Source organism: Dictyoglomus turgidum DSM 6724, assembly GCF_000021645.1.
Classification (GTDB): domain Bacteria; phylum Dictyoglomota; class Dictyoglomia; order Dictyoglomales; family Dictyoglomaceae; genus Dictyoglomus; species Dictyoglomus turgidum.
The window spans coordinates 902,340-919,323 of record NC_011661.1 but is presented as its reverse complement, the minus strand read 5'-3'; the positions used below and the strand labels follow the sequence as shown (position 1 = coordinate 919,323).

The 16,984-nt window shown below is 34.7% G+C and carries 16 protein-coding genes; 2 read left to right on the top strand and 14 right to left on the bottom strand.

Annotation, left to right across the window (positions count from 1 at the left end; genetic code table 11):
* The first annotated feature begins 46 nt into the window (after nt 1-46).
* Entirely contained in the window at nt 47-1,081 is a 1,035-nt protein-coding gene (locus tag DTUR_RS04520) for a hypothetical protein (RefSeq protein WP_012583254.1), read from the top strand.
* Between the two features lie 14 nt (nt 1,082-1,095).
* On the top strand, nt 1,096-1,815 hold the full coding sequence (locus DTUR_RS04515; RefSeq protein ID WP_012583253.1) for a LolA family protein: 720 nt from the start codon (nt 1,096-1,098) through the stop codon (nt 1,813-1,815).
* Nucleotides 1,816-1,831: 16 nt separating this feature from the next.
* On the opposite strand, the gene DTUR_RS04510 is transcribed toward DTUR_RS04515, so the two are convergent.
* From DTUR_RS04510 to DTUR_RS04445, 14 genes are all read right to left on the bottom strand, one after another.
* Nucleotides 1,832-2,785, bottom strand: coding sequence for an ROK family protein (locus DTUR_RS04510; protein ID WP_012583252.1), 954 nt, complete (start codon nt 2,783-2,785; stop codon nt 1,832-1,834).
* Nucleotides 2,748-3,230, bottom strand: a complete 483-nt coding sequence (locus DTUR_RS04505; RefSeq protein ID WP_012583251.1) for a methylated-DNA--[protein]-cysteine S-methyltransferase — start codon at nt 3,228-3,230, stop codon at nt 2,748-2,750. The genes DTUR_RS04510 and DTUR_RS04505 overlap by 38 nt, the downstream gene beginning before the upstream one ends.
* A complete protein-coding gene (uvrA, locus tag DTUR_RS04500) occupies nt 3,214-6,057 on the bottom strand; it encodes an excinuclease ABC subunit UvrA (RefSeq protein ID WP_012583250.1) in 2,844 nt (947 codons plus the stop codon). Before uvrA ends, DTUR_RS04505 begins: the two co-directional genes overlap by 17 nt.
* On the bottom strand, nt 6,054-8,042 hold the full coding sequence (gene uvrB / locus DTUR_RS04495) for an excinuclease ABC subunit UvrB (RefSeq protein ID WP_012583249.1): 1,989 nt from the start codon (nt 8,040-8,042) through the stop codon (nt 6,054-6,056). Before uvrB ends, uvrA begins: the two co-directional genes overlap by 4 nt.
* Nucleotides 8,043-8,045: 3 nt before the next feature.
* On the bottom strand, nt 8,046-8,651 hold the full coding sequence (coaE, locus tag DTUR_RS04490) for a dephospho-CoA kinase (protein WP_012583248.1): 606 nt from the start codon (nt 8,649-8,651) through the stop codon (nt 8,046-8,048).
* Nucleotides 8,648-11,215, bottom strand: coding sequence for a DNA polymerase I (gene polA / locus DTUR_RS04485; RefSeq protein ID WP_012583247.1), 2,568 nt, complete (start codon nt 11,213-11,215; stop codon nt 8,648-8,650). Before polA ends, coaE begins: the two co-directional genes overlap by 4 nt.
* A 5-nt stretch (nt 11,216-11,220) precedes the next feature.
* Nucleotides 11,221-11,907 carry a RadC family protein gene (gene radC, locus DTUR_RS04480; RefSeq protein ID WP_012583246.1) on the bottom strand — a complete coding sequence of 229 codons (687 nt, stop codon included), beginning with the start codon at nt 11,905-11,907 and terminating at the stop codon, nt 11,221-11,223.
* Entirely contained in the window at nt 11,888-12,310 is a 423-nt protein-coding gene (locus DTUR_RS04475) for a DUF47 family protein (protein ID WP_012583245.1), read from the bottom strand. Before DTUR_RS04475 ends, radC begins: the two co-directional genes overlap by 20 nt.
* 5 nt (nt 12,311-12,315) lie before the next feature.
* Nucleotides 12,316-12,741, bottom strand: a complete 426-nt coding sequence (locus DTUR_RS04470; protein ID WP_012583244.1) for a type II secretion system protein — start codon at nt 12,739-12,741, stop codon at nt 12,316-12,318.
* 92 nt (nt 12,742-12,833) lie between these two features.
* The gene (locus DTUR_RS04465) at nt 12,834-13,262 is read right to left on the bottom strand and encodes a type II secretion system protein (protein WP_012583243.1); all 429 of its coding nucleotides are present in this window, start codon (nt 13,260-13,262) and stop codon (nt 12,834-12,836) included.
* A 161-nt stretch (nt 13,263-13,423) separates the two neighbouring features.
* A complete protein-coding gene (locus tag DTUR_RS04460; protein ID WP_012583242.1) occupies nt 13,424-13,852 on the bottom strand; it encodes a type II secretion system protein in 429 nt (142 codons plus the stop codon).
* Between the two features lie 95 nt (nt 13,853-13,947).
* Nucleotides 13,948-14,628: a sigma-70 family RNA polymerase sigma factor gene (locus tag DTUR_RS04455; protein ID WP_242603762.1), complete on the bottom strand. Its 681-nt coding sequence runs from the start codon at nt 14,626-14,628 to the stop codon at nt 13,948-13,950.
* 23 nt (nt 14,629-14,651) lie between these two features.
* A complete protein-coding gene (locus DTUR_RS04450; protein ID WP_012583240.1) occupies nt 14,652-15,881 on the bottom strand; it encodes a type II secretion system F family protein in 1,230 nt (409 codons plus the stop codon).
* 8 nt (nt 15,882-15,889) lie between these two features.
* Nucleotides 15,890-16,972, bottom strand: a complete 1,083-nt coding sequence (locus tag DTUR_RS04445) for a type IV pilus twitching motility protein PilT (protein ID WP_012583239.1) — start codon at nt 16,970-16,972, stop codon at nt 15,890-15,892.
* Between the last annotated feature and the right edge of the window lie 12 nt (nt 16,973-16,984).

Here is a 16,984-nt window from a genome sequence, read left to right as displayed (position 1 = left end):
TGGATTATAAAAAGAATTATAGAAATTGTCAAAAAGGGAGGGAGTTATGAGAAAAACAATTTTACTTCTTTTAGTTCTTGTTTTTATACTTTCACCAGCCTTTTCTCAAGAATGGGGGAATCTTGAACTCAGTACTGAAGTCAACTCAATTTATGGACAAGATTATATTTTTTCTGCGGAAAAATGGTGGAGTGAAAATTTAGGAGCTGGATTTTCCATATTTTATAATCCTAGCCAAAATTTCTCCTATAAAACCTTTTTACAAACCCCATATTTAAGATTTACTCTTGGAGAATTTTATCCAAAAATCAATCTAATATCAGAAAACTTGCAGCTAAAAGGGTTTCATCTTAGCTTTTATCTTTATAACAACGAGATATTTTATATGTCAGGATATGGAGCAAGAAAATTTCCTGATCTCCCTTACTATACTCACTTAACTAATGATGTCCCTTTAAAGATTCTGGGTTGGAGTTTGCCTATAGGGGAAAATAAATATATCAATTTATCTTTAACTTCTATCAATGATTCTCAGGAAAATTATTTAATTGATGCCTCCTTCTTAAACAAAACCAGTCTTCCTCTGGGGAATATAATCATAATTCAAGATGCCAGCATATTTTTAAAAAATTCTATTCTCTATTTAAGTGCATTGAATAGTACAAACCTCTCTATAGGAAGCTTATCTATAAAAGCACTCTTTGGATATATCAACCCTAATACTCCCTCTTTTTACCTATTGGATCCTGGAGATATTGGAGGAATAATCAGTTTAAATTTACCTTTATCCTCAAATCTATTCCCAGAATATATGCTTGGGTATTTTTATAATGTAAAAAAAGCGGAACATAAAATCAACCTTGGAATAAATTTGGGTTGGAATTTGTCCAATTACTTGAATTTAACAAGTTCAGCAAGGTATATTTTATCTTCCAAAAATAATAACTGGCTTTATATGCAAATAGCATTGAATTTTCCAACCCTTGAGGGTACCATGTGGAACAGCATATATATCAAGTATGAGAAAAGCATAACCCAAGAAGATACCAGTCTTGGGCTCAGAATAACATACCAATTCTGAAGGAGGCTTAAAAAATGAAGAGGATCTTTAGTTTTCTTATAATTTTCTTTTTGGGCTTTTCCATGATATATGCCCAAACAGGAGAAGATATCCTAAAAAACCTTGAACAAAAATGGAGCTTAGCAAGGGATATAAGTATGAAAATGAGCATAACAGTATACTCTTATTCAAGCAAGGGAGAAAGCTTACCTACAAAGATGTCTATGGAAATGAAAGCAATAAAAAATCCTGAAATATTAAGGATAGACTTTACAGAGCCAGCTCTCATGGCAGGACAGATCATTCTAATTGATGGGGAGAAAAAAATCACAAGGATGTATTCCCCTTCCACAAAACAAATAATTGAAGCGCCCTATACTATGACCCAAACCTCAACCATGTCTTTTTCAAGCCTTCCTATGGTAGGAAATAAAGAAGATTTTTCCCTTAAAGTAGAAGAAATTATAGATAAGAATCAAAAACTTTATAAAATTACAGGGGTACCGCTAAAGGCAGATTTAAAGGCTAATTATTCCTCCTTTGAGTTTTATATCACCAAGGATTATACCCCTATAAAGTTAATAGTTTATGATGTTCAAAATAGACCTTACATTGAAATAGCATGGCAGAATATTAAAATTAACTCCAATTTGTCTCCAAATACTTTAAGAACCTTTCCTCCAGGAAAGATAATAAAACAGAAAGAACCACTAAATTTCAATACAACTATGCCCTTCATGGCTCCATCAAAATAATGGGGAGGGGGTAAAATTAACCCCCTTCTTTATTTCTCATTTCTGTTAAAGCTACTGCAAAGGCTCCATAAAGACCTACATCTTCTCTTAACCTTGCTGGAACTATCTCTACTTTATCCGTAGGAACAAGAAAAACTCTTTTTTTAATGACCTCTTTTATTTTCTCAATTACATCTTCCCCAGAAAGTCCTACACTTCCACCTATGACCACTTTTTCTGGTGAAACTATGGTGATAATATTTCCCACACCTATTCCTAAATACTCCATAGCAGAATCCCAAATTTCCTTTGCTACCTTATCTCCCATAAGCATGGCTTCCCTGACATGTTTTGCAGTTAACTCTTCTCTTTCTGCCCACCTTTTTAATATGGTATCTTTATTGTGCTTAATCTCTTCCATTGCTCTTTTAGCAATAGCTGTTCCAGAAGAAAGAGCTTCTAAACATCCCCTATTTCCACAATTACATAAAGGTCCATCGGGAAGTATAGTTTGATGCCCTACCTCACCCGCACTATCTCTTACCCCATGAAGTAAACCACCATTAACAATAATTCCTCCACCTATTCCAGTGCTTACTGTGATATAGACCATATTTTTTACTCCTTTTCCAGCTCCAAAAAGGTATTCCCCTAAACAGGCAGCATTAGCATCATTATCCATAAAAATAGGAATTTTTAAACTCTCATAAAGATCTCTCTTCAAAGGGACTCCGTCCCATCCTGGAAGATTAGGTGGAGAGTATATTTCTCCCTTAATCCTATCTAAAGGTCCTGCAGTACCAATCCCAAGTGCTATTGTATCTTCAGTTTTTAACTTCAAAAGATTTAAAATTATATCTTCTAAAACTTTTCTATATCCCCTTTCAGCTTTTGTGGGAGATACAATTTTTTCCTCTAAGATTCCATCTTCCGTAAATCTTCCACAGGCAATTTTAGTGCCACCAATATCTAAGGCAAGATATCTTTTCATTCTCTATTTTTACCCCCTCCAAGTTTAAGAGGTATTTTTTAAATTCACTTCCAAGGGAAAAATTTCCTATACTACCATTACTCCTTACAACCCTATGACAAGGAACCACAATTAAAAAGGGATTACTTTTCATAGCATTACCCACAACCCTTTGAAGTTTACTATTACCAAGAAATTCTGCAATACCCTTATAACTTATAACTTTTCCATAAGGAATTTCTCTGGTAAATTCATAAATCTTTTTAAAAATAGATGGAACTCTCTTTAAATCAATAATTAAATCTCCAAAATCCACCTTTTTACCTAAAAAGTAATCAATAAAAAGCTCTTTTCCTGGAAAGTCCTTTTCTTCTTCACACTTATATGTCCAATATATTCTTTTAATTACACTTTTTTCATATTCAACCATTATAAATCCGTTATTTACCCTAAGGGCCCCTTTCACTTTTAACCTCCTCTTTAGAAAGTATCCTTCTTAAAAATTTCCCTGTGTAAGATCGTTCATTCATGGCAACCTCTTCCGGAGTTCCTTCAGCTATAATCTCTCCACCTCTATCTCCACCTTCTGGTCCTAAATCTATGATATAATCTGCAGTTTTTATCACATCTAAGTTATGTTCTATAACAAGAACAGTATTTCCCTGATCTACAAGTCTATGAAGGAGATTTAACAACTTTTCTACATCAGCAAAGTGCAAACCTGTGGTGGGCTCATCAAGGATATAAAAAGTCTTCCCTGTACTTCTTCTGGAAAGTTCAGCAGCAAGCTTAATTCTCTGAGCCTCTCCTCCTGAAAGGGTTGTGGCAGGCTGTCCCAATTTTATATATCCAAGACCCACATCATATAGAGTTTCTAATTTTCTCCGTATGGAAGGAAAGTTTTCAAAAAATTTTAACGCCTCCTCAACACTCATCTCAAGAACATCAGCTATATTTTTTCCTTTATAAGTTATTTCTAAAGTCTCACTATTGTATCTCTTCCCTTTACATACTTCGCAAGGAATATAAATATCAGGCAAAAAATGCATCTCAACTTTTACCATCCCCTCTCCTTTACATGCCTCACATCTTCCACCCTTCACATTAAAACTAAACCTACCTGGTTTATAACCTCTCATTTTTGCTTCAGGAAGCTGAGCAAAAAGTTCTCTGATTTCGGTAAAAAGATTAGTATAAGTAGCAGGATTAGAACGAGGAGTCCTTCCTATAGGAGATTGGTCTATTACAATTACTTTATCAATATACTCTGTTCCTTTTATCTCATCGTAATACTCACTTTTTATCTTCTTTCCATGGATTGCCTTTTGAAGAGCAGGATATATGATTTCCTCCACAAGGGTACTTTTACCAGAACCTGAAACTCCAGTAAGACAAACAAAAGTTCCAAGAGGAATTTTTACATCTATATTTTTTAAATTTCTTGCCCTTGCTCCTTTAATCTCAAGCCATCTTCCCCCTACAGTTCTTCTCCTTTTGGGAATAGGTATATTCTTTTCACCCCTCAAGTATTGAGCAGTAATAGAGGTAGGGTGTTTTAAAACTTCACTCAGAGGTCCTGCTACAACAATTTCTCCTCCTTTTTCTCCTGCTCCTGGACCAATGTCCACAATAAAATCCGCAGATCTCATTATTTCTTCATCGTGTTCCACAACTATCACTGTATTACCAAGATCTCTCAAACTCTTGAGGTTCTTAATTAATTTCTCATTATCTCTAGGATGTAAACCTATGCTTGGTTCGTCTAATACATATATGACTCCTACAAGTCCTGAACCAATCTGAGTTGCAAGACGAACCCTTTGAGATTCCCCTCCGGAGAGGGTATCTGCAGATCTATCAAGGGTAAGATAGTCAACTCCTACTTCAATAAGAAAATTTACTCTCTGAAGAATCTCTTTCAATATAGGAGAGGCAATTATTTTTTCCCTCCCATCCAAATTCAAATTTTCAAGGAAATTCTTTAGCTCAAACATATTCATCGCAGAAACTTCTGCAATATTTTTACCATTGACATAAACTGACAAGGCTTCTTTCTTAAGTCTTGTACCATTGCACACATTGCATGGAGAAAACACCATAAATCTTTCATAGAAATTCTTTACATCCTCCGACTCTGTTTCTTCATATCTTTTGTTAAAAATGTTTATTAAGCCTTCAAAATGTCTATAACCATCGATATCCCAGTCAGGAAAATGAACCTCAACAGCAAAGGGAACTCCGTACAAAAGTGCCTTTAACTGATTTTCAGTAAAGTACTTTAAAGGGGTATCAAGATTAAAACCAAGCTTCTTTCCTACATTAGCAAGCAATATTTTATAATAAGGAGAGATTTCTTTACCCCACGGAATGATTGCACCTTCAGAAATAGATTTTTCATAATCTAAAATAAGATCAGGATCAAATTCTTTTTTACCTCCAAGTCCAGAGCAAGCAGGACATGCCCCATAGGGGCTATTGAAGGAAAAAAGTCTTGGAGTTATTTCTCCAAAACTAAAACCACATATAGGGCAAGAGAAATTTTCACTAAATATGTGCTCTTCGATTCTTCCATCCTCTAAGTATTCTTCTACTATAACAAGTCCTTCACTAAGTTTTAAAGCAAGTTCTATAGAATCGGAGAGTCTTGTTTTAATATCAGGTTTTATAACTAACCTATCTATAACTACAGAAATATCATGTTTCTTATTTTTATCTAATTCTATCTCATCCTCAAGACTATACATCTCACCATCAATTTTTACCCTTAGAAAACCTTCTTTCCTTAGGTTATCTAAAAGTTTCTTATATTCACCTTTTCTTCCCCTAACCAATGGTGATAATATTTGAATTCTTGTTCCTTCAGGCAATGCTAATATTTTTTCTACAATCTCTTGGGATGTTTGGGCAGAAATTTCTATACCGCAAAAAGGACAATAAGGTTTACCTATATTTGCAAAAAGAAGTCTGAGATAATCATAAATCTCCGTAACAGTACCCACAGTAGATCGCGGATTTTTTATAACGGTCTTTTGATCTATAGAGATGGCTGGTGAAAGCCCCTCAATAACGTCTACATCAGGCTTATTTAATTGCCCCAAAAACTGCCTTGCATAAGTAGATAAAGATTCCACATATCTTCTCTGTCCCTCAGCATAAATGGTATCAAAAGCAAGAGATGACTTGCCTGAACCACTGATGCCGGTGAACACTATTAATTTATTTCTTGGTAAATCTATATTTATATTTTTTAAATTATGCTCTCTTGCTCCCCGGATTTTAATATATTCACTCATAATTTTGTCTTCTTTCTCAATTCATTTTTTAACTCTTTAATCTGATCCCTTAAATATGCAGCCTTTTCAAAATCAAGTTCTGCTGCTGCCTCATACATCTCTTTTTCAAGCTGTCTTATTACCTCTTCAATTTCATCTATGGATAACTTCTTAGAGATTGCTCTGTAATCAGCTTTCTTTTCTGCTACTGCTTCAACAAAATCAAAGACCTCTTTTACTGGTTTCTTAATGGATTTTGGAATTATCCCATGAGCCTTATTATATTCCATCTGTATCTTCCTTCTTCTTTCCGTCTCTTGAATAGCCTTTCTCATGGATTCAGTGATTACATCGGCATACATTATTACTTTTCCATTTACATTCCTTGCAGCCCTTCCCATAACCTGAATAAGAGATCTTTCGGATCTCAAAAATCCCTCCCTATCTGCATCAAGAATTGCTACAAGGGACACTTCAGGAAGATCAAGCCCCTCCCTCAATAGGTTTATCCCCACAAGAACATCAAATTTTCCAAGCCTTAAATTCTGTAAAATTCCTGTTCTTTCTAAGGTTTCTATCTCAGAATGCAAATAAGTTACATTAATACCAAGATTTGAAAGATACTCAGCAAGATCCTCTGCAGTTCTCTTAGTAAGAGTAGTAACAAGTACTCTTTCTCCTCGAGCCACCACCTTCTTTATCTCAGATATCAAATGATCTATTTGTCCCTCAGTAGGATGTACTTCTATCTCAGGATCAAGAAGGCCAGTAGGCCTTATAAGTTGCTCTACAACCTGTTCTGAAACCGAAAGTTCAAACTCTGCAGGAGTAGCAGAAACAAAAATTACTTGTGGAACTCGCTCCCAGAATTCCTCAAAGGTTAATGGTCTGTTATCATAGGCAGAGGGTAATCTAAAACCATATTCTACTAAATTGTCCTTCCTTGACTTATCTCCATGGTACATGGCCCGGAGTTGAGGAATAGTGAGATGAGACTCATCAATAAATACAAGAAAGTCATCAGGAAAATAATCAAGAAGAGTGTAAGGAGGTTCTCCTGGCTTTCTCCCATCAAAATGCCTTGAATAGTTTTCAATTCCCTTGCAATAGCCCACTTCTCTTAAAAGCTCAATATCATATAGAGTTCTCGCTTCAAGCCTTTTTGCTTCCAGGAATTTACCCTGAGCTCTTAATTCCTCAAGTCTCTCTGTAAGTTCCCTCTTTATTGACTCTATAGCTCTTTCCATTTTTTCTGTAGGTGCTATATAGTGAGTTGCAGGATATATAAAAACCTCATTAAAATCAATAATTCTTTTCCCATTTAAAGGGTCAATCTCGGAGATTCTTTCAATATTATCTCCCCAGTACTCAACTCTTATAGCAGTCTCTCCCCCTATTGGAAATACCTCCACTATATCTCCCCTCACTCTAAATTTTCCTCGGGTAAATTCGTAATCATTTCTTTCATACTGAAGCTTAATAAGTTTTCTAAGCAAAGTCTCTCTTGGTAAATCTTCTCCTCTTTTTACTCTAAGAATCATCTCTGCATAATCCATAGGGGAACCTAAACCATAAATACACGAAACACTCGCAACTACTATTACATCCCTTCGGGACAACAAGGAACTTGTAGTACTATGTCTTAGTCTATCTATTCTATCATTAATGTCCGCATCTTTTTCAATATAGGTATCAGTCTGCGGAATATAGGCTTCAGGCTGATAATAATCATAATAACTCACAAAATATTCCACTGCATTATATGGGAAAAACTCTTTGAATTCACTATAAAGCTGCGCAGCAAGGGTCTTATTAGGCGCAATAACAAGGGTAGGCTTCTGAACATTTGCAATAATATTTGCCATGGTAAAAGTCTTTCCAGAACCAGTAACCCCTATAAGGGTCTGATATCTAAGACCCCTCTTAACTCCTTCAGTAAGCTTCTCTATTGCCTGAGGTTGATCACCACAGGGTTTAAATTCTGATACTAATATAAATCCACTCATACTCTACAGATTTTTATTATATATCATCCTATATATACTTAAAATCCTATTCTTAATCTGATTTTTAGTACTCTCTAAATCTTTATCGTTGTATATTACAAAGTCAGCTTTTTTAACCTTTTCTTCTATAGGGATTTGGGCTTTTATTCTCTTAATAGCCTCCTCCTGTGATATATTATCTCTTTTTATGATTCTTTCAAGTTGAATTTCAAAAGGAGCATATACAACCCAGATCTCATCAAACCAGTTTTCAATTCCAACTTCAAACAGAAGAGGAACCTCCACTGCAACTATCTCTTTATCCTTAAAATCTTCTAATCTTTTTTTTATTTCTGTAAGAACAGGAGGATGAAGAAGATTTTCTAATTTTTTTCTTTCCTTATCATCAGAAAAAATTATCTCTGCAAGTTTCTTCCTATTAAGTTGACCTTCTTCGAAAACCTTATCCCCAAAGATTTTTCTAATTTTCTCCAAATAGTAGGGATCTTTTTGAAGCTCTCTTACAATTTCGTCTGCACTAATAACAGGTATTCCAAGCTCCTTTAGAGTATTAATTACAAGGGTTTTTCCTGTACCAATGCCACCTGTTATCCCAATTTTATAGCTCATTTCAGCTCAGCCAGATTTTTACCCACTGAAATCTCAACCACAAGAGGAACAGAAAGTTCTACAACCTTTTCCATCTTTTCCTTTGCCATCAAAGGGGTAAACTCCATTTCTTCTTCAGGCACTTCAAGAATAAGTTCATCGTGAATCTGTAAAAGTATTCTTGACTTAAGATTTTTTTCCTCTATTTCTTTATAAATCTCTATCATGGCAAGTTTTATTATATCCGCCGCTGTTCCTTGAATAGGCGCATTTATAGCTATCCTTTCATAAGCATTCCTCACCTGCTTATTTATACTTCTAATTTCAGGTATATATCTTTTTCTTCCAAATAAAGTCTTTACATATAACTTTTCTCTTGCCTCATAAATAGTTTTATCTATAAAGAGCTTTACCCTTGGATAATGTTTAAAATATGAATCTATAAATTTTTCAGCCTCTTCCGGAGTGATACTTGCAGTTTCAGAAAGCCCAAAGGAAGAGATGCCATAAATAATTCCAAAGTTAACCGCCTTTGCCCTCGACCTCAAAAGATCATCTACTTCATCTTCAGGCACTCCGAAAATTTCTGCTGCTGTTCTTCTATGAATATCTTCACCCTTTTGGAAGGCTGATATTAATTTAGGTTCTTGAGAGAGGTGAGCCATAATTCTAAGCTCTATTTGGGAATAATCAAGAGATACAAAATAATATCCATCATCTGCTATAAAGGCTCTCCTTATCTTTCTTCCTTCCTCGCTTTTTATGGGAATATTTTGTAGATTGGGTTCACTACTACTTATCCTTCCTGTGGCTGTACCTGTGGGGTTAAATTTAGTATGAACCCTGCCTGTTTGTGAATTTATAAGATTAGGAATAGCATCTATATAGGTGCTTTTAAGTTTATATAACTCCCTATATTGGAGGATTTTTATCACAATAGGATGAGCATTCAGTAAATTTTGAAGCACCAAAGATGATGTAGAATATCCTGTTTTTCCTTTCTTGCCAGAAGGAAGCTTCAATCTCTCAAATAAAACCTCAGAAAGTTGTTTTGGAGAATTAAGATTAAACTTCATACCTGCAAGTTCATATATTTCCTCTTCCAATTTCTTAATTCTCTCACAAAATTCATCAGAGAGACTTTTTAAATACTCCTTATCTACCTTTATTCCCCATTTTTCCATGGAGTAAAGTACAGGAATAAGCGGTGTTTCTATATTAAAAAGCACAAATTCCAATTCTTCCTTTTTTATCCTTTCTTCTAGAATAGTTTTTAAAGGAAAGAGATAAGCAGCATACTTTTGAGGAATAAAAGAGGTCCTATTTAAATACTCTCTTATAAGTATGTCAAGGGAATGATTTTGTCTTTCTGGATTTAAAAGATAGGATGCGAGACTAACATCAAACACCTCCCCTTTTATTTTACAGTCCAGAAAATGTAGATCCCTCTGTATATAAGCTCCAATCTTTTTAATATTTTCGAAAGAAATAATATCTTTAACTTTCCCTTTAACTTCATCATTAAAGTCAAAGGAAGCTATAAAATATCCTTCTCCTTCCTTAAAGGAGATGGATATTCCTTCAAAGCCTTTTTCTCCAAGGCATTTAAAAGCAAAACAACCTTCCTTTTTTGCCTCTTCAAAATTGATTTCCTTTACATCTTTAATTTCTATATTTTCCCTTTCTTCAAGATCAGGAAAAAGTTTTTGAAGAATGCTTTTTAATTCATATCTTTTCAAAAATTCTATGAGTTTTTCATCCTTTTTTATTTCAAAAGGTTTAAGAACAAAATCTTTATCTATATTTTTTAATGTAACAAGCTCTAAATTTCTCTCAATAATATCCCAGTTTTTCTCAATAATCTCTCTTAAATCGCTCTCTAAGAACCTCACTTTATCTTTAAACTCTTCTAAAGTTGAGATCTTTTCAAGAATTTTTGATGCTTTCTTAGGTCCTATTCCGTTTATTCCAGGAATATTATCCGACTCATCTCCCACAAGGACCTTATAAAGAGGAATTTTTTTAGGCTCTACACCAAATCTTTCTTTAACAGCCTTTGGATCATAAATCGTAAACTCTGTGATTCCTCTTTGAGGATGTATTAAAAAAGTTTTATCAGAGACTAATTGTAAAAGATCTAAATCTCCGGAAAGAATATATTTTAAATCGTCCTTATACCTTTTTATTATAGTAGCAATGATATCATCAGCTTCATACCCAGGCTCCTCCAATATAGGTATATCATTTAACCTCAAAAATTCCCTTATCCAAGGAATTTGAGCTTTCAAATCATCTTTCATTGGTGGTCTTTTTGCTTTATATTCTTTATAGATAACATGCCTAAAGGTTGGCTCAGGTCTGTCGAAGGCAATACCTAAAAGATCAGGTTTAAAATCCTCTACAGCCTTTAAAAGTATCCTTATAAAACCATAAAGGGCATTGGTCAGCTCCCCATTTTTTGTCTTTAATGGGGGAAGGGCATAATAAACCCTATATATGATGCTGGAACCATCAATAACTAAAATCTTCTTAAGGGCTCTTTCTGTATTTTCTTGGAAAAGATCCCAAAGGGTTTTTTGTTCCATAGATTTTATATAAGCTTTTTCTCTTTTAAACTTACATAATCTTCATTATAAATGATAAGATGATCAAGAATCTCAAGTCCCAAAATCTTTCCAGCTTCAATTAACCTCTTTGTAAAGATTATATCATCCTCACTAGGGGTAAGATCTCCTGATGGGTGATTGTGGGCAAGAATTAACTTAGAAGAATTTTCTTGAAGAGCATATTTAAAGATCTCCCTTGGAGAAGCATATACAATATTTAAATCTCCCTTCGCAATAAGCCTTTTATTTAAGCATTTGTTTTTCACATCCATATAAATACAAAAAAGATGTTCCTCTTTTAGGTCAAACATATCTTCCTTAAAAATCAAGAAGGCATCGTGAGGATTCAAAATACTTTCTCCAAAATAATTCTTTTTTTCAGAAAATATTCTTCTTCCAAGTTCAATACTTGCCTTTATTTGAACCGCCTTTGTAATTCCAATCCCAGGATATTTAATAAGCTCCCCTATTCCTACCTCAGCAATTCTTTTCAAGCTTCCAAAATCAACTATTAAATTTTGAGCAAGTTCATAAACAGAGTAATTTTTATTCCCTGTCCTCAAAATGATAGCAAGAAGCTCAGCATCGGAAAGTGCTTTTTCTCCATAATTTAGTAATCTCTCTCTTGGTCTTTCTGACTTAGGAAAATCTTTAATCTTTCTTTTCTTCATCTTCAACAGCAGGAATTTTTTCTACATCTTCTGGTTTCAAATTCTCCTCTCTTGCAATGCTCTCAATTTCTCTTTGCTTCTCCAGAATTTTCTTTTCTAACCCTTCAATTTCTGTTATAAGATCAGCAAACAATTCCTTTCTTATTTCCTCATTATTTTTATGTAATTCATATAACTTTTCTCCAAGATTTCTCAAAAGACTGTCTTTATTTCCCTCAAGAATAAGAATATCTGCCTTTAATTTCCCAATCTTAGCAAGCTTAGCAGACTCTTTTCCAAGGGTTTTAGCCATCTCCGAAACTACCTCTCCAGCCTTTTGGGCGGTTTCTCCTGCTTTCTGAACCATAGATGCTATTTGAGGCTTTAAACTTTCCCACAGTTTTTTCCATCTATCTTCGGACATATTAATCACTCTCCTATAGAAGTAATTTTATTAGAAAGAAGATATATTCTTTTTATATTATACCTATCCATCACTGTCAACACGTAAGAATTTTCTAAGGCATCATAGGTATATGTAATCTTATAATGATCATTATTCTCATCTGAGTAAGGCATATTATTGTAAGGATTATTTGGGTACTCTCTGTTTGGTAAATAGTTCAGTATCTGCGCTTTTAACTCATTCAAACTATTTGCAATAGGATATTTTCCTTTATTGTCTGTAGAATACATTTCTACTGCAACCTGTATAGCCTTGAGAGCACTTTTTGCAGAACTTTCTCTTGCTTTCTCTAAATACATGGAATAACCTGAAACTCCTATAAGGGCAAGAATAGATATAATAACTATCACCACAAGAAGTTCAATTAAACTAAAACCCCCCTTATTCATAATTTTCAAGCCCCCATAAAAAATTTATAAAAAAGGGGCAAGAAATTTAATCTTGCCCCTTTTTAAGTAAAAACCTTAACTTATACTTTATATTACTTCAGGGTACCAGCGCTGGATACTTGGATTACAACTTTTTGGTTATCCTTCCCATATCCAGTGATTGTGTAAGAGGCATGGTCAGTGGATACTGTATAAACAATCTTATATGCGCTTTCACCACTGTCATTATTATTAGCAGTAAAACCATATTCTGCATTTGTAGCAGGGTTGTTAGGGAATTTCCCTCCTGGTAAGTAATTGCCATTCTTTAGGGTGTAAATGTAGTCAGGATAATATCCTTGATTGTCAGTTGCGTACATCTCAAGGGCTGTCTGCAGTGTTTTTACTGCGCTTCTTACTGCAGACTCTCTTGCCCTTTCAGTTGCTCCCATAAAGTTTGGAAGAGCCACTGCCGCTAAGATGGCAATGATCACAATAACCACCATCAACTCAATGAGCGTGAAACCTTTCTCTCTCCTCATAATCTAACCTCCTTTTTTAATTAGTTTTTCTAATTAATATTATACCCATAAAAATTTTTTCTATTCATAACTTTAATCAATTTCATTCTGAAACAAATAAAAAATAAAAGAGGATGAGAAGATTCCTTCTCATCCTCCTAAAGCTCAAGGGTTATTTTTTATTACTTTATTGTACCAGCGCTGGATACTTGGATTACAATTTTTTGGTTATCCTTCCCATATCCAGTGATTGTGTAAGAGGCATGGTCAGTGGATACTGTATAAACAATCTTATATGCGCTTTCACCACTGTCATTATTATTAGCAGTAAAACCATATTCTGTATTTGTAGCAGGGTTGTTAGGGAATTTCCCTCCTGGTAAGTAATTGCCATTCTTTAGGGTGTAAATGTAGTCAGGATAATATCCTTGATTGTCAGTTGCATAAATCTCAAGAGCTGTTTGTATACTCTTTACTGCGCTTCTTACTGCAGACTCTCTTGCCCTTTCAGTTGCTCCCATAAAGTTTGGAAGAGCTACTGCCGCTAAGATGGCAATGATCACAATAACCACCATCAACTCAATGAGCGTGAAACCTTTCTCTCTCCTCATCTTTCAGTCCTCCTTCCCCCACAATTTATTTTCCTTTTTGATTTATATTATACCCTTCTTAAATAAAAATCATTCATTTAGAATATTAAAGCCAACTAAAGCATCTCTCTCAATTTCTCTAAGGCACTTTTCAAAAGCCTTGAGACTTGAGTTTGAGAAATTTTCAATATTTTAGCAACCTCAGTTTGGGTTAGATCTTGGTAGAAAATATATTCAATTATTTTTTTCTGTATTTCGGGAAGCTTTGATATTGCCTGTTCTAAAGCAATCTTCTCCTCAATAGGAAGTTTAAAAGATTCTAATCTCTCAGTTCTTATCCTATCCACCTCAATCTCTAAATCCTCAATAGACACTGTCATCATAGCTTCTTTAATTTTAAAAAGTTCATCTACTGATTCCACAGTAATATTTAAATGCTTTGCAATCTCCTCACAAGAGGGTGATCTATTTTCCTTTTCCCATACTTCTTTTATAAAATTATCCATTTTATTTATTAAGATCTTTACACTTCTTGGAATTTTTATTTTATCTATCTTATCCCTCAAATGATGTCTTATCTCTCCTAATACATAGTGAGAGATGTATGTAGAAAGTTCTCCTTTTTTAGGATCATAATTCTCAATAGCTTTTAAAAATCCCAAATATCCAATTTGTATCAAATCTTCCAGAGGTTCTCCATAAGAAGTAAATTTTGAAGCCCAGTAGTGTATTAAATCATCAAAAACATTAAGAAGCTCCTCAAGAAATTTTTTATCTCCTGTCTCTTTATATTTCAACCAAAGGTCTAAAGCAGGCCTTATCATTTTATGTACTGGAACATGGTAAAAATAGGAAGATATAATGCAATTAACATCCCACCAACTATACCACCTACAAATACCATCATCAAAGGTTCAATAAGAGAGGTCAGACTTTCAACTGCTGCTGCAACTTCTCCTTCATAGAACTCTGCAATTTTGTTTAGCATTTGCTCCAAGGAACCTGATTCTTCTCCAATGGATATCATATGTACCACCATGGGAGGGAATACTTTTGTCTCCTTTAACACAGGAGCAATTCTTTCTCCTTCTCTTACTCTCTGCCTTGTTAAGTCTATGGCTTTTCTGAATACACTATTTCCTGCGGTCTGACCAGCAAGTTGAAGAGCCTGAAGTATGGGTACTCCAGTTCTTACCTGTGCAGCAAGGGTAGTTGCAAAATTCACCACAGAAGTTTTTTGGATTAATCCTCCAAAAACTGGAATTTTCAAGAGTATTTCATCTATCTTATCTTTTATCTTAGGATTTTTCCAAGCTCTTATAGCTCCAAGTATCAAAATTATTGTTCCAAGGAGGATTAAAAGTATATTACTGGTTATAAATTTACTCATCTTGAGAAGTACTAAAGTAGGCAATGGCAATTGGGCTCCCATACTCTCAAACATGCCTGCAAAGATAGGAACAAGAAAGGTCAACATACCAAATCCAGCCCCAATTGCAATAATAAGTACTATAACTGGATAGGTCATAGCTGATTTTATTTTTCTCCTTAATTCCTGTTGCTTTTCCAGGGTTACAGCAAGTCTCTCCAAAGTTTCATCAAGGGTTCCAGCAGACTCTGCTGCCTTTACCATATTAATATATAAAGGAGAAAACACATTAGGAAATTTTGCAAAAGCTTCAGAAAGGGAACTTCCTTCGTCTACCATTCTTTGAATTTCTTTTAAAATTTGCCTTAATGCCTTGCTTTCACTCTGTTCAGAAAGAATATTAAGACAGGTAGAAAGAGAAAGTCCTGCATTAATCATCGTGGCAAACTGTCTGGTAAATACTGTAAGGTCTGTTAATTTTACCTTACCAACCTTCTCCTTTTTAGGTGCTAATGTCAAACTGAAAAAAGAAGACGGCGTTCTTTTTTCCTCTATTCTTACAGGATACAAATTCATTCCCCTTAACCTTATAGCTACTTCTCTTATATTTTCAGCTTCATACTCTCCCGTGATAAGCTCTCCTTTCATATTTCGTGCCTGATAAACATAAACCTTTGCCATCTATCCCCTCACCTCCTCACTTCTCCCCCCAAAAGACGTATCAATTCTTCCCTATTTACCGCTCTTTCAAAGGCTACTTCTTGAGAGATAAGTCCCTTTTTCACAAGATCTGCAAGACTTTGATCCATAGTCTGCATTCCATATCTTCCACCCGTTTGAATCACACTATATATTTGGGGAGTCTTGCCTTCTCTTATGAGGCTCCTTACCGCTGGAATTCCAATTAAAATCTCTGTGGCAACAATTCTTCCTGTACCATCTCTTCTTGGTAAAAGCTGTTGAGATATAATACCTTGTATGACTCCTGAAAGTTGAAGCCTTATTTGTTGCTGTTGATGGGCAGGAAATTGGTCTACTATTCTTTCTATACTTTGGACCGCATCCACAGTGTGTAGAGTTGCCATAACCAAATGTCCTGTCTCTGCTGCAGTTATGGCTATAGCTGTAGTTTCTAAATCTCTCATCTCACCCACAAGAATCACATCAGGATCCTCTCTTAATGCAGATCTCAAAGCATTCGCAAAGGAATAAGTATCACTTCCTACTTCTCTCTGATTGACAATAGATTTTTTATGGGTATGCAAGTATTCAATAGGATCTTCAATGGTAATAATATGTCTGCTGAAGTTTGAGTTTATATAATCAATCATAGAAGCGAGGGTTGTGGACTTACCACTTCCTGTAGGGCCAGTAACAAGGATTAATCCCCTTGGGAGAGCAGCTAAATCTTTTAAAACAAGAGGAAGTCTCAGCTCTTCTATAGTTGGAATTTTCCAAGGTATCAATCTAAATACAGCAGCAAGACTTCCTCTTTGCCAAAAAGCATTTACTCTAAATCTTCCCTCCCCACTAATTCCCACTGAAAAATCTAATTCCTTATTTTCTTGTAATTTTTGTTTTTGCTCTTCGGTCAAAAGGCTAAAGACAAGTCTATAAGTTAGCTGAGGAGTTAAAACAGGATATTGGGTTTGAGGTATTAAATGTCCTTTTATACGGAAAACTGGAGGAATTCCAGAAGTTATATGTACGTCGGAAGCCTCTTTTTGAAGAGCGTTTTGAAGAATTTCAATTATGGAAAGATCATCTCTCATTATATTTTCTAC

What these genes read in the sequence shown, in the direction of transcription:
- DTUR_RS04520 (WP_012583254.1), top strand. Translation starts at nt 47, where the DNA reads ATGAGAAAAACAATTTTACTTCTTTTAGTTCTTGTTTTTATACTTTCA.
- DTUR_RS04515 (WP_012583253.1), top strand. Translation starts at nt 1,096, where the DNA reads ATGAAGAGGATCTTTAGTTTTCTTATAATTTTCTTTTTGGGCTTTTCC.
- DTUR_RS04510 (WP_012583252.1), bottom strand. Translation starts at nt 2,785, where the DNA reads ATGAAAAGATATCTTGCCTTAGATATTGGTGGCACTAAAATTGCCTGT.
- uvrA (WP_012583250.1), bottom strand. Translation starts at nt 6,057, where the DNA reads ATGAGTGAATATATTAAAATCCGGGGAGCAAGAGAGCATAATTTAAAA.
- uvrB (WP_012583249.1), bottom strand. Translation starts at nt 8,042, where the DNA reads ATGAGTGGATTTATATTAGTATCAGAATTTAAACCCTGTGGTGATCAA.
- coaE (WP_012583248.1), bottom strand. Translation starts at nt 8,651, where the DNA reads ATGAGCTATAAAATTGGGATAACAGGTGGCATTGGTACAGGAAAAACC.
- polA (WP_012583247.1), bottom strand. Translation starts at nt 11,215, where the DNA reads ATGGAACAAAAAACCCTTTGGGATCTTTTCCAAGAAAATACAGAAAGA.
- radC (WP_012583246.1), bottom strand. Translation starts at nt 11,907, where the DNA reads ATGAAGAAAAGAAAGATTAAAGATTTTCCTAAGTCAGAAAGACCAAGA.
- DTUR_RS04475 (WP_012583245.1), bottom strand. Translation starts at nt 12,310, where the DNA reads ATGTCCGAAGATAGATGGAAAAAACTGTGGGAAAGTTTAAAGCCTCAA.
- DTUR_RS04470 (WP_012583244.1), bottom strand. Translation starts at nt 12,741, where the DNA reads ATGAATAAGGGGGGTTTTAGTTTAATTGAACTTCTTGTGGTGATAGTT.
- DTUR_RS04465 (WP_012583243.1), bottom strand. Translation starts at nt 13,262, where the DNA reads ATGAGGAGAGAGAAAGGTTTCACGCTCATTGAGTTGATGGTGGTTATT.
- DTUR_RS04460 (WP_012583242.1), bottom strand. Translation starts at nt 13,852, where the DNA reads ATGAGGAGAGAGAAAGGTTTCACGCTCATTGAGTTGATGGTGGTTATT.
- DTUR_RS04450 (WP_012583240.1), bottom strand. Translation starts at nt 15,881, where the DNA reads ATGGCAAAGGTTTATGTTTATCAGGCACGAAATATGAAAGGAGAGCTT.
- DTUR_RS04445 (WP_012583239.1), bottom strand. Translation starts at nt 16,972, where the DNA reads ATGAGAGATGATCTTTCCATAATTGAAATTCTTCAAAACGCTCTTCAA.